At 51.1% G+C, this 14401-nt stretch carries 8 protein-coding genes; all 8 read right to left on the bottom strand.

The window, feature by feature from the left end; translation table 11 throughout:
- Positions 1–189: 189 nt before the first annotated feature.
- On the bottom strand, positions 190–3201 hold the full coding sequence (locus KK083_RS08335; protein WP_254162397.1) for a T9SS type A sorting domain-containing protein: 3012 nt from the start codon (positions 3199–3201) through the stop codon (positions 190–192).
- A gap of 126 nt (positions 3202–3327) precedes the next feature.
- Positions 3328–3450 (bottom strand): hypothetical protein, encoded by a 123-nt coding sequence (locus KK083_RS32490; protein WP_262899473.1) that lies wholly within the window; start codon positions 3448–3450, stop codon positions 3328–3330.
- A 279-nt stretch (positions 3451–3729) separates the two neighbouring features.
- Entirely contained in the window at positions 3730–6597 is a 2868-nt protein-coding gene (locus KK083_RS08340; protein WP_254162399.1) for an alpha-amylase family glycosyl hydrolase, read from the bottom strand.
- 175 nt (positions 6598–6772) lie between these two features.
- On the bottom strand, positions 6773–8521 hold the full coding sequence (locus tag KK083_RS08345; RefSeq protein WP_254162401.1) for a SusE domain-containing protein: 1749 nt from the start codon (positions 8519–8521) through the stop codon (positions 6773–6775).
- Positions 8522–8538: 17 nt separating this feature from the next.
- Entirely contained in the window at positions 8539–9297 is a 759-nt protein-coding gene (locus KK083_RS08350; protein ID WP_254162403.1) for a hypothetical protein, read from the bottom strand.
- Between the two features lie 6 nt (positions 9298–9303).
- The gene (locus KK083_RS08355; protein ID WP_254162405.1) at positions 9304–9819 is read right to left on the bottom strand and encodes a DUF5004 domain-containing protein; all 516 of its coding nucleotides are present in this window, start codon (positions 9817–9819) and stop codon (positions 9304–9306) included.
- A 21-nt stretch (positions 9820–9840) separates the two neighbouring features.
- Complete coding sequence (locus KK083_RS08360; protein ID WP_254162407.1) at positions 9841–11238, bottom strand: RagB/SusD family nutrient uptake outer membrane protein; 1398 nt, start codon at positions 11236–11238, stop codon at positions 9841–9843.
- 9 nt (positions 11239–11247) lie between these two features.
- Positions 11248–14358, bottom strand: coding sequence for a SusC/RagA family TonB-linked outer membrane protein (locus KK083_RS08365; protein WP_254162409.1), 3111 nt, complete (start codon positions 14356–14358; stop codon positions 11248–11250).
- Between the last annotated feature and the right edge of the window lie 43 nt (positions 14359–14401).

The raw sequence follows: 14401 nt of genomic DNA on the forward strand, positions 1-14401 counted from the left end.
GTTTTTGTTGTTTGTCTTTAGATGGCAGATATCGTTCCGGGTTTAATGGGGTGGGAAGTTTTTAGACAAAGAACATGCTTGGGTCTATGGAAAGGGTTTGGAGTTCGACGATTGGGTTAAAGTCCAGGTCCTCCGCCTGCTGACGAATGGCTGAAGACTTGAACTGGTGTAGAGCATCAGATGACGCCATTATTTGCTTACGACAATCTTTCGGACATCCTTTTCACGCTGATGCGATGCGACCAGGAAATAGATGCCAGGTGAAAGCTTCTCACTATTCCAGGTATAGCCATTGGCTCCCTCCAATCTGAAGGATGAAATGGTTTGTCCCAAGGTATTTCTGATTGAGTAAGATCCACCCTGGAGTGACTGAATGGTAAATGATCCGTTGCTGGGATTGGGATATACTGTAAGCTGATCGTTATGTAATTCCATTTCTTCCGTAGATGTAATGGTCACATCCACGCAGTCCGAAGTAACAGAGCATCCGTTTCGCGTGACCGTCACAGCATAGTCTCCGCTTTTATCCGGAACGTAACTTTGCGCTGCTGCGCCAGCAACCGGAAGGTTGTTCTGATTGCAATCCAGCCACTGATAGGTTGCGCCATCCTGGTTTGCCTTGAGGGTTGTCCCAGTCAGAGCTACTCCTTTATCGGGAAGCGCATTAACAGTAACTGCCAGCGAAGCGCAGTTGCCTGGCGTGACGCATACTCCTTCACCTCTTGCGTAATAGGTGGTGGTGGCTGCTGGAGAAACTGTGATCGAAGTGCCCGAACCCAATGCTGTACCACCGCAGGAGTCATTGTACCATTTCCATTCTGTGGCGCCGTTCAGGGTACCAGTGGCTATACTGAGTGTGGTGTTTTTGACGCCGCAATTCACAACGCTGCTTGCGGCAAGTGTGGGCGTTGTCGCCGCAATACAAGGTATCGCAATTACCCTGGCGAGCCGGTTCCGTCCTGTTTCCTTATAGGCCGTAAAGGCTCCACCGAGCATGATCTTTCCATCATCTTGCATAGCCATGGCATACACGTCATTGTTGACACCTGTTCCAACAGCAAAATCATTATCAACCGTACCATTAGCATTCAACCGCGCAATGCGGTTTCGCGCCACACCGTTGTAGCTCATAAAAAATCCGCCTATAATAACTTTGTCGTCCGATTGCACGACACTCACCCAGACAGCGGCATCAGTTCCTGATCCTGTATCAAAAGCTGCATCAAAACTGCCATCGGTATTTAATCGCGCGATGTTCTTATAGGTCTTGCTTGCGCCGGAGGTATCGAAGTATCCGCCTATAATGATCTTGCCATTTTTTTGGATCGATGCCGAATTGATCTCGCCGTAAACCATAATACCCGTCCCTGGATGAAAGGCTGCATCCAGTGTACCATCGGTGTTCAGACGAGCAATGGATTGATAATTCTTCCCGCCATCGGAAATAGTAAAATTACCACCGACAATTATTTTATTATCATTTTGTATGGAAGCAGTGCGTATCGCGCCTGAAAAATAAGTTCCGGAGCCAAAACCAAACCCGATGTCGACGCTGCCGTTTGAATTGAGCCTTACAATGGTGTAACCCGCACTGGCCTTATAGATATCTCCTCCGATGATAATTTTTCCGTCACGCTGTATGACAATTTTATAAACATGATTGTACCAATAGTCGGGATCATTGCCGGGGTTAAATGTTACATCCAGAGAGCCGCTGGCATTCAGGCGTGCGACCCGGTTGCGATCAGTATCGTTACAACGATCGAAATCACCTCCGATAATTATCTTTCCGTCATCCTGAATGGCGATTGTATGTACGGCGCTGTCAACGCTGGCTGTAAAGGAAGGGTCGATACTTCCGTCAGCGTTCAGGCGCGCGATGTGATCGGTAGCTTTGCCGTTATACATGGTAAAATCTCCTCCGATAAGAATCTTACCATCGGCTTGCATCGCTATCGCGTGTACAATCCCGTTCGCACCCGTTCCGGCACCAAAGAGAACGTCGAGGGCTCCGTCTGTATTCAGGAATGCCAAATTATTCCGGCCAGCACCGTTGTAGACTTCAAAAGAACCGCCGATGATGATCTTTCCGGTGGTGTGCACTGCTATCGCATAGATCTGACCTGCGCCTACACTCGTTCCAACAGACAACGACGGACTTGGGAAAGGGCCTCCGTCCGCAGTTAACCTGGCCAGTCCGTTCCGGGGATTAGAATCATAAGACTGAAAAGCTCCGGCGATCAGGATCTGGCCATCGCTTTCTATTGCGATCTTGGTTACATACTCATCCGGGCCGCCTCCGGTAGGAAAGCCGGGGTCCCAACTTCCATTGGCATTCAGGCAAATCAAATGACGCACTGAAACGCCATTATAACTTGTAAAAAAACCTCCCAATAAGATCCTGCTATCACTTTTCAAAGCCACTGTGTTCACAGCGTCGTTTGGCCCTGTTCCAATGGTAAAACCTCCATCAAGGCTTCCATTGGCATTCAGGCGCGCAACGCGATTTCGCCCTGTACCGTTATAACTGGTGAACCCGCCAACGATAACGATCTTTCCATCATTCTGTACTGCGATGTCGGCAACACGGCCATTGGCGCCGGTTCCAGGCGTAAAGCTACCGTCAAGACTGCCGTTTGCATTCAGACGTGTGATCTTGCTCCTCGCGCTGCCATCGAATGTTGTAAATTCACCACCGATCATGATCTTTTGATCGCTTTGGATCGCAATCGTGGTCACTACATCATTCGCTCCGGTTCCAATTGAAAAAGAACCATCCAGGCTTCCATTGGTATTTAACCGGGCGATACGCGAGCGCGCTGTGCTGCCATACATTGTGAACGAACCTCCGATCACGATCTTTCCGTCAGCTTGCAACGCAACGGTGCTTATATTGTCATTTGCGCCGGTGCCGACGTTAAAGCTGGCATCCAGGCTACCATCTGCGTTCAATCTTGCTATACGGCTTCTAGCCACACCGTGGTAGGTTTTGAAGGCGCCGACGATGATAATCTTTCCATCGGTTTGTACTGCAACGTCTGTCACTGTGCCATCAGGGCCATCTCCATAACCGAAACCAAGATCTGTTGGGTTGAATGAAGGATCAATAGCACCGGCCTGCGCATAGGCATCCTGTGAGAATAAAACTGAAATGATTGAAAGGAAGGCAGAGGCCACGACGACAGAGAAACGGAATTGCATTAGTTAGAATTTTGGGGCATAATATAGGGTTATAGACGCTTCCCTGCAACGAAAGAAATACCCGCCGGTAAAATAGATGCTTGGCAAGCGTGGAATGTATGGCGAAGTGCTTTACAAACAAGCGCCCTACCTTATCGCCTTCGGATTTCCCAGCAACGGAATATTCAGCTCCTCAACAAAGACCGTATTGATCTTTTTCTGGTCGCCACCACAGGCCAGGTTCACGATCTTCACCTGTGACGGCATCACGTTATCTTCTAACTACGCATAACCCCGTTGGCTAAGGAACTCAAATTTGGCGAAGGACCGGAATCCCGCCAAAGCATTTACTTTCCGCGCCTGGTACTGGACAGAGATATTCGGTCCCAGTCCTTGGGTTCACCACCAGCTGAAACTCAATACGAACCTCTTTTAACCCAGCTTCTCTTGCAATCTTGTGTCGAATCAGACCGCATTGTTTTTAAATCCTGGTCAGTCTCTGACGTAAAAGGTAGGATGTCTGATAGTTAACGGCAGTTCATGAAATAATTATCTCTTCAACACCTTTTTTCTGTGAACTTCCCCTCTAACCCTAAATTCAATAATATACAACCCCGCGGGAACATTGGCCAGGCTCCATGAGTTTTCATCGATCATCGGGGGCACGGTCCGTATGCCCTGCACGTTGTACAAGCTAAGCGCTGACGCCCGTTCCCCTTGCGCTTCCACTATCAGCCTGTCGTTCACAGGATTGGGATAAATGTTCACACCTCCTCCCACCTCCTCCACCCCCGTGACAAACGGCGACTGAATAGCATAATCCGTGAAGAGCTTGTACGCTCCAGGCTTCAGCACAAAGCTGGAGGGTGTGCTTGTAATGTCAACGGCATGGCCACCCTCATAGTAATCGTACCAGGTGCCGGTGTGTGGGAAGGACGCTGATACATTCTGATCGGTAACGTCGAAGTTTACCACGACGAGGGTGTTCATGTCTGCTGCCTGTGCTGGCGAGGCTGTATAGGGAACGTTGCGGAGAATGAGCTGCTTTACCAGGTTGTTGCCGCTGGGGAATTCGGCGTTGCCTGAGGCGAACACGTCGTGTTCTTTTCGGAGGCGGTTCAGGTCCGCGATGTGTTTGTAAAGGTCATAACGCCGCGCCTCGTTGCGGTAATTCCATCGTACGGGTTTGGGTGACACGCGGCAATTGGAATTATTACTGCCATCGGGACACTGATTGATGCTCAGGTCGTAACCCAGCTCGCCGAATTGCCAGAGCATCTTCGGGCCAGGTACGGTATAAAAGATTGTGGCCGCGGCTGCCATCCGTTTCAACGCTACGTCTATGGCTTTTGTATCGTGACCGGTGACGGTTCTGCCATACTGAACGTTCTTGTACATCAACCGTTCTTCGTCATGACTTTCCATGTAGCCCACCAGGTGAGGTACGCTCCAGCCACGGGCTCCGTAATGCACACAGCTGATGTCTGAGTTGTTTGCGTAGCCCATGGTGCTCTCGTTGTAAGGGTCCGTCATCTTACCCCACAGCATCATTCCTTTTCCTTCGGCGGCGCGGTATTCGGCAAGCTCCTTCTCTTCTGTATTCACCGACAGGTGTTCGAGGATCACATAAGCGTTAGGTGAATGCGCCCAGATCTTATCGGCCATGCGTTTCAGTAAAGCGATGCGTGAGGCATCGTAAGCCGACCAGGCATTGACCTCCGCGCCGGTATCACAATTGGGCGTAGTGCAATAATTCGTTGTTGTAAATCCTTTTGAAAGATCAAAGCGGAACCCGTCGACCTTATACTCATGCAACCAGTGGTAGTTTACGGTGTCGAGATACTTTTGGGTATAGGAGCTGCCGTGGTTCATGTCGAAGAAAACATTGAACGGATGCTGGGCTGTCTCGTAGAACCATTTATTGTCAGCTTGTGGTCTGCCAGCGGTGAAATCGTAATCCATGAGCACGTAAGGATTCGGAAGGTCGTGGTGATTCATGGCGATGTCGAGGATCACTGCCACACCCTGCTGATGACAGCGATCAACCAATTCTTTTAGCTTGTTCTTCGTGCCGTAATATTTATCAGGGGCAAACATGAACGTGGGATTATAACCCCAGCTCTCGTTGCCATTGAACTCCATCACGGGCATCAGCTCGATGGCGTTGATACCTAATCTCTTAAGGTAGCCCAGTGTATCGATCAGGTTCTGGTAGTTACGCTCTCCATCGGCAAAAAGATCACGCACCAGCAGCTCATATACCACCAGCTTCTCTTTGGCTGGCCTCACGAAATCTGTCGCCTGCCAGGTGTAGGGTTGTTGTGCCGTCTGCAGCACCGCTACACGATTAAAATACCATTGCTCTTTTTTTGCCCTGGCGGGAAAACTCTTCAGCGAAGGGTAAGCTTTGGCAGGAATGTACTGATCGTCCGGATCGAGGATCTTATCCGCATAAGGATCGGCCATGTACACAGACTCGTCTACAAGGTATTGATAAGCGTACTCCTGTCCCGGCACCAAACCTGTCAGCTCAAGCCAAAAGTGCTCGCCATCTTTCTTCATGCGGTAAGCGGGGTCGATCTGCCAGTCGGTAAAATCACCGATCACGTACACAGACGTTTTACCCGGAGCCCACAGGCCTACCGTAGCTTTGCTCGGGTCAGCGCCATAATTAATACCATCAATGATCTCCTGCGGACGCTGCTGCGCCACTGTGGGTGCCCTGACAATGTAGGTAAATGACGCTGTTTTGGTTTCAGCACCGTTGTTTCCTTCTATCACCACGTTGACCACACCCGGTGCTTCGGCGATGGTATGGACGTAGCTCAACGACATTGCACCCGCAGCAGTCTGCACGGTTGCGTTATTGATCTTCAAGGTCAGCGTACTGATAGCGGAAGCATTGGCAGTGATGCCGATCTGTTCACCCTGGTTCTTGAAGACCGGGAACGTGGCAGGTTGGGAAAAATTGACTGTGAAGCCGGTGGCGAATTCGATAAACCGGTCGTTGTCGGTCTGCTTGCCCCCGTTCCAGTCACGGGTCTTCAGCTTGAGCCCGATCTTTTTGATCTGTGCCGCCGGTTTATTGAAGAACGTTGTTGGTGTGAACGTGATCTGGTAACGGTCAGGGTTGATGCTAACGCGCGCTACTTTCGCGGCGTCCTGGGCAGCCGTGGCAGGGTTCACGTTCGTGGGCGCATCACAACTAGACGAACAGCCATCGGCGATCCAGGTCCAGATCCACACGGGATTGGTGCTGTTGTCCCACGCCAAGTTATTGAGCGATGTGCCGGTGACGTCAACGGTGATGGTAACAGGCTGGTCAGCGCGTGGGATGGCGGGAATGGTGGTGACGGTCTGGGCGAATGAAGCGATACTACCCCATAAGATAAAAAACGATTTCAGGAAAAAGCGCATAGGCTACGTTCAGCGGTTCGAAGTTTAAATAACGAATACTGAATATCGAACGCCGAATGTTGAAGTTGAGGTGGTCACATCCTTCGGCCTTCGAAATTCGACATTCGTTATTCGATATTCAAGCAGATAAAAGAGGCTGCCTCTTGCAAGACAGCCTCCGGGTTTAGGTTAGGAATTATTGTGGCGTGATGGTGTACTTGTATCCGGTAATAGGATCGAGTATCATCTCAATTACGTAAGTGCCTGCTGTTACGGCGATATCACTGCCTCCGTATTCCAGGCTTCCATTGGCGCCCGTGTCACCGAAGTTAGTATCCCAGCCGTCATTGGCCCTGAACTTTATGTTACCATTGAAAAGGGTTATGGTCTTTGTCCACTTGTAACTGCCTTTTCCGCCTACGAAGGTCATATCATCGTCACTTGCCCAGCCCGCGTCGTTGCCAGTTCTCGCAGATCCTATGATACCCCATGCCATGGGCTCGACTTTATATTTCAGGGTATTGTAATCCAATGTAATCCGGTAGAATCCACTGGCATCGATCGTGGCGTTGTCTTCGTCATCCTGGGCGAGGTCGCCGGAGATCACGCCGTTGCTCACTGAGCGGCTTTGTTTTTTAGAGCCCCAGTCTCCCGCCCAATCCTGCACCTGCAGGAACTTAAAACCTTCACCGGTTTCCATATAGGCATAGATCTCGAACACATTGGTTGCTTTTTTAACAAATTTGACGGAGTTGCCCGGGTTCCAGCCAGCGGAGGTCGAGCCACCTACCAGGAACATATCTGTAGGCGGCGTGAACGCGGTAAGCTTGAATTTGCCGGTAGCGAAATCAGCCCTTACGAAATAACCTGAGGCATTTTGCACCTTGATGTTATCACCACCGAAAGCGTACTCCGTTCCGGAAGTGATGGTTGAACCCGTCGAGCTTCCCCAGTTCACGTCCCAGCTTCCGCAGGTCAGCACAAATTTGAACTCTGCATTCGCAGGAATATTGATCAGGGACTCGAACACACCGCCGCCTTTGTTGGTGAGCTGGATGGCATCTGTACAGTTATTTGACCAGTTGTTCGTGAAAGACCCCACGATGTACAATGTGGGGACATCGAAAATCTCGAACCACACAAACCGTGTCTCTGGAGCATAGCTGAAGTCATTCACGGTAGCCTGCACACGCCAGAACAACCCGTCGGTGTAAGTGATGCCGTGCAGCAGCTCGATCAGCTTCTTATGTGTCAGGGTAAGTGTGCTGGCCGTTCCATTGTTGTCAGCGTCCAGGGTGAGCACGGGATTGGCAAAACCGTCAGCAGTAGTGGCAGCGATCCATTTGTATTTTACAGTTCCCTGTGTGGAAGTGGCTGCTGACCACGAAAACACAACGTTCTGGTTAGGCGTGCGAATCCCGTCCAGGAAAAGCTTCTGGTTGGGAGAAGGTGCTGCATAGGTGAACTCACCAATGCCGGTTGGCGAAACAGAAAGTTTCAACGCAAAACTGCCTGCTGCCTTTACCTTATTCTCTCCGAGCTCGTTAACGGTTTTGGCTTCCACCGTCCAGATAAAATCAGACGTGCCACCGGAAGAAGCAATATTAGATAAGGTGCTCATGGTAAGCGTGACCTTGGGCGATTTACCTTCATTGTCAGCGTCAACAGCCAATAGCGGTGCCGTGAAGTCGTTGCCCGCTTTGTCCAGCAGGAAACGGTAAGTGGGCGTACCGCCAAGGCCGGTTTTGGCGGCCTCCCACTCCAGCACAATGGCTTTTTGCGGTGTACCGGGATTCAGTGTAAGCGCGGTGAAGTTGGCGGGAGTTACCAGCTTGAAGCTGCTGATGGACTCGCCCTTCCCGATATTCTCATTTTCCTCGTTATCGCACGCTGCGAAAACCAGCGTGATGATGCAGAGCTTGAATATATAGTGTAGAATCTTCATGTAGGTCGATGTTTAGATTACTGGAAGAACACAAGAGAGAATTCATCCGACTGAACGTTGCTGCCAGTGCTTGAAAAACGGTATTTGATCGAGCGAACCTCGCTGCTGCTGAAGTTGAAGCTGGGCATGATGCGGATATAATGCAATCCGTTGCCGGCATTCACGGTAGCAGCGTTCTCGATCTTTCCGATCTCCGCGTTGGCCTCATTGTAGGCCCGGATGGTAACCTTGAAATTGCTCAGCTCATACTTGAGCGCCGGAACTGTGGCGATCGTCTGATCGAGGTACAGGGTAACAACATCATCTTTGGTGACTTTGGTCGGGAAAATGCGGTTGACTTTGGGTGTGAACACCAGCGGCTCTACATTGATGAGCACGTCGGTATCCGACTGCTTGCCATCACCCCAGTCTGCGCTCTTCAGCTTGAGGCCGATCTTTTTGATCTCAGAAGGCGGCTTGGCATAAAAAGCCGACGGAACAATTGTAATGGAATACACATTGGCTGACACCCGTGTCATTTTCGCCTTCTCGGTACTGGCACCGCCGGCAGGGTTCACGTTGGTAGGTGCGTCGCAGTTGGCTGAACAACCTTCGGAGATCCAGGCCCACATCCATACATCGCCGGTATATCCTGCCAGCGATGTGCCCGTAACATCCACGGTAATGGTGATCTCGTCCTCAGCCGTAAATGAAGGCGGGGCCACTGTAGCTTTGGGTTGAGCATACGCTGCTACCACCCCTGTCAGAAAAAGTATAGGTAATAATAGTCTCTTCATAACAAATCATTCTTTGGTGAAAGAATACTGATAAGTGACAACTGCTTCCGGTACACCAGCTTTGGGCTGGGTACGGATGAGCTTGAAGATCATCTCTCCATTGTTCAGCCCTGCAAAAGAGCCCAGCTCGATGCTGGTGCCGCTGCTTCCGGAGAAAGTGATCTTGCTCGGGTAGTTGACATCGTCAACGGACCAGTTACCAGATGAAATGCCACTCCCGATGATGTTGGGCGAATTGCCGGCCTGCACGGTAAAGGTTGCAGGCGCATTGCCTGACACGCTGAGCACCAGCTTGAAATCCTTGAACGCGAAGTCATTGGTGATATCCTGAAGCTGTGCGAAGGACGGAAAGCCTTTGCGCTCTGCGTCATTGTCGCGCTGTACCACTTTGCTGAGGGTCCAGGTGCCGGCGAGCTTGGGTACAATAGGCTCCCGTGCGCCTAAGGCCGGGAACTCGTCCGGCTGGCAGCACAGCAGCACCAGCGCTATGAGTGTAAATGAAATGGATCTATAGTAGTTCATAATTGATGTCGTGTTTGGTGATTAATTACATCCGCCCTGCGGGTTCATGATAAAACCTCTTGTCGACTGCTCCGACGCCGGGAACTGTAGCACCATGCCGTTACAATCCCAGGGCGCTCCTCTTACAATCACATTTTCACCCAGCACGCCGATGCGCTTGAGGTCATGAACGCGATTGCCTTCTCCCAGAAATTCCTTCCTCCGCTCCTGCCTTGCTTCGAGTATCACGGTCTCAGCGCTGGGTCCTGACAACAGCGGAACGTTTGCCCTGCCTTTGATCTTGTTGATGTGATTGGCGGCAGCAGCAAGATTCTGGTTCAGCTCGCCATAACTCTCGGCAGCGATCAGCAGCATTTCAGAAAGGCTCACATGGGTCACATTGAAATAGGTTGAGTCGAAACGGGTGAACACTTTGGTAAGACCTGTCTTATAAGGTTTCTCGGCCACCCATGATGCACGCTTGTCAGCAGGATTGCTGGTCAGCAACGCATAGGCTTCGTTGGAGCTGCGGATGGTAGGCGGTGCTATGCCGGCGGTGTTGTTGAGACCGGCCTTCGGATCAGGATTGACTGAACGGTACGAATCCCTGAACTGGGTGTTCCTCACATCGTTGGCGCTGGTGCTGATCGTTGCAAAGATAGCCTCCGGTGATATCGTTTTTCCAAAACGTGTGTTGATGTCGGCAGGCAGCACATAATTGGGGCTTGCGATCACCTCTTCGGCTTTGGCGGCAGCGTTGGTGAAACTATTCATCTGAAAATAGACCCGCGCCAGATAAGCTTTCGCGGCGAAACTGGTGGCATAGACCCCATTGGTAGGCGGCAGCAGTGTTTCGGCATCGGTGAGGTCTTTGATCACCTGCTCATATACTTCGGCAACAGTGTTGCGCTGACGGGGTTCGATCTTCGTTGACGTTTTGATCACGATGCCCAGGTGTGAATTATCCTGCGTATAACCGTAGGGCTGGGCGAACAACCTGACGTGCTCGAAGTGGCACATCGCCCTGATGAACTTGGCCTCGCCTTCAAACCTGTTCTTTTCGGCATCGCTCAGGCTGATGGCATTGAGGTTTTCCAGGATGGCGTTGGCCCTGCCGATGGCGACATAAGGATCTTTGTAGTATCCTCCCACATCGGAGTTGAAGAAGTCAGAGCTCCTGTTGTACACCTGCACGAGGAAACCCGTGTTGCCGGAGATGGTGACGTTGTCGGTCAGCAGCTCTGCGAAGCGTTGATTGTTGCCGTTGAATGCGTTGGCGATGACATCGTAAGCGGAGTTCAGAACCTCCTGCATATCCTGCGCCGAACGGATGGCATCTTCTTTACGGATCTCGTTGTCGGGCAGATCATTCTCGAGCAGGTCACTGCAGCCGGCAGCGATCAGCGCACAGACGATGATAATGCTATATAAATTTCTCATGATGATCTTTTAGAAAGTGATGTTCAATGAAACATTGTACGATTTCTCTTGAGGCGGAGTCAGGTAAGTAATGTTAGGACTCAGGTTCCTGTCGGTCTGGTTATCGAAGTCCCTTACCACCTCCGGATCGAGGCCGGGGAACTTCGTAAAGGTGAGCAGGTTCATGGCCGAAAACGACAGCCTGCTCTTCGAGATCCTGAACTTCGACAAGAACGTAGCCGGAAGATTATAGCCCAGTGAAATGTTGCGCAGCCTCATATAAGAAGCATCGTGGATCCACATATCGGTATTGAACCACTCTTTGCTGTTGCCATGTTCAGCCGGCGTGAGGGTGAGCTTGGGATATTGAGCCACATCACCGGCTTTTCGCCAATGGTCTCCAACATCTTCCCGGGTGTTCCAGTCAGAAAGGAATCCCAGCTGACGTTTGGAAGATGAATCGTAAATGTCTCCGCCGATCACGAATACAAACAGGAAGCTCAGGTCAAATGACTTGTAGTTGAATGTGTTGGTGAAGCTTCCCACAGCGTCGGGCAGCACATCGCCTACAGGCATACGATCGTCCTGTTCATTGTACGTAAAGGTTTCATAACCGTTTTTGTCTAGGTACACCGGCTTGCCGGTAGCCGCGTCCACGTGCGAGAACCTTACCAGGTAGTTGGTGCCTACAGGATAACCCTCCACTATGCGGGTATCGTTGGTGCCACCACTCACAGCATCGGGCGTGTATCCGCCGATAGACAATACCTTATTCGTGTTGTACGCAATATTGAAGGTGGTGCTCCAGCTGAAATCACCACGCTGGAAATTGGTGGTGTTCAAGGTCAGCTCCACACCTTTGTTCCTGATCTCTCCTACGTTGCCATAGAAGTCGCTGAACCCGTTGTAGTTGGGCAGGATCAGCTTCATGATCACGTCCTCTGTGTTCTTTTGATAATAAGAGAACTCGGCGTTGATCTTGTCATCCAGCAATGCCAGCTCGAAACCCAGGTCAAGGTTGCGGGTGGTCTCCCATTTCAGGTCAGGGTTCTCGACTTTGTTAGGATAACGGATCGGTCGCTGATTGTACACCGGGTTAGGGTTCGTCAAATACGTGCCGATGGCCTGGTTATTCTCGAAGCTCGCGTTACCTGTGATACCATAGGCTGCCTTCAGCTTCAGGGTGCTCAGAACTTCCGAGTCTTTCAGAAAATCTTCTTCGGAGATCAGCCACGCGCCCGATACTACCGGGAAGAAGCCATACCGGTTGTTGGCCCCGAAACGCGACGAACCGTCTACGCGGCCAGTAGCCTGGAAGTAATACTTCTCACCAATAGCATAATTGGCCCTCAGGAAATAGCTGATGAATGACCACTTCTGGTCGGGACGAACATAAACGTCGTTGGCTACCAGGTTCGTTTCTGAAAAGTTTCCTTTGTCCTTATACTGCGTGCTGAGCACATCGAGGCCGCGGTAACGGATATTGTCTTTGCCGGAAGTGATGGACTGCTGGTATTCTGTGCCGAGCAGGAGCTTCAGCTTGGAGCGCTCTCCCATCTTATAGTCGTATTCCGCCAGCGCATTGATGTTGAAGTTGTCAACATAACGCAGGTCGCGCTCCGCCTGGTTATAGTTGGTGCCCTGGAGCAATGCCGATTGCCACGTATCGTTTTTCTGATCGAGGTAATCATAGCTGCCGCCAATGGTGAACTTGAGATTGGACAGCGGCGCGTAACGTAATAAAAGCGAGTTGATGGTGCGATAATCCACCGTGTATCCCTGGAAGTTATCGCGCTCGAAAAGCGGGTTGTTGCCATTGCCGCTGGTGCTGGTCCTGAAGTAATCGCCATTATCGTCAAATACCGGGTAGATAGGTAACGCTGTAGACATGGCCAGTCCCAGGCCTCCCGTATAGGCTACGCGCACACGGTGGTTCAATACCTGGCTGTAGGATGTTGACAGTCCGAGATCAAGCTTATTGGAGAGCTTGTAATCGATGTTGGCCCGGATGCTGTAACGCTGCAGGGAGTTGCCGGCGATATAAGATTCATTGTTGGCATACGAACCGCCGATATAAGCACTGAGCTTTTTCCGGTTGAAGGTAGTGGAGAGGTTGTATTGTTGTTTGAGACCGGTTTGGGTAACAAGGTCCCACCAGTCTGTGTTCACCTGTGATGCTTTCTGAAATGCAGCGAGCCGCGCTTCAGGGGAGTCGTCGGCATCGGAATAGCCGGGAAGCCACACCGCGCCTGTGTTTCCGTCGTTCTCCCATGCTTCCTGCCGCGCCTGCAGCCACTGCTGGCTATTGTAGAACTTAGGCTTCGCTACGGGCGATGAGGTGCCGATGTTCATGGAGAAATCGAAGACAGGTTTGCCGGTGAGGCCCTTCCCTCTTTTGGTGGTAATGAGCACCACGCCGTTCGAGCCCCGTGATCCGTAGATCCCTGCCGCCGCTGCATCCTTCAATATTTCAATGGATTCAATATCCGAAGGGTTGATGGCCGACAAAGGATTGTTGTTGAAGGCACCATTCTGCCAGTTGGCCTCCTGCAGAAAGTTATCAGCCGTGATCGGAATGCCGTCTACTACATACAGCGGATCACCGTTAGCGGATACAGAAGCGATGCCGCGGATGCGGATCACGGAACCGGAGCCTGACAAGCCACTGCCCTGGATCACCTGAACACCTGCGGCCTGTCCTTGCAATGCGGCCTCGAAGCTGGTGGTAGGCAACGCAGCGATCTTATCGCCACTCACTTTTGCGATCGATCCGGTGATCTCCCGCTTGGTCTGGGTGCCGTAGCCTACGACAACAACCTCCTGTAATGTCTGCACATCGGTAGACATCCGAATGTCTACCTGGGTTCTGTTGTTAATGGGGATCTCCTGGGTGTTATAACCAATGAAGGAAAAAACGAGGATGCCGTCGGCGGGAGCCTGGATCACATACTTTCCTTCTTCATCCGAAAAGGTGCCCGAGCTGGTACCTTTAAGCGAAATACTGACTCCGGGTATCGGAGCTCCATCGTCCATGGAGACGACGCTGCCTTTGACGGTCACTTCCTGCGCCTGAACCTGAAAACAGGCAAGCAGCAGGAGCAAACACAAAGGCGTTTTAATGAGCGGATAGAATTTTACCATAGGTTAATGATTAGGGATTAATTGGAAGGCGAGAATTACCTCA

Origin of the sequence: Chryseosolibacter histidinae, from assembly GCF_018598225.1 — a bacterium.
Classification (GTDB): domain Bacteria; phylum Bacteroidota; class Bacteroidia; order Cytophagales; family Cyclobacteriaceae; genus Chryseosolibacter; species Chryseosolibacter histidini.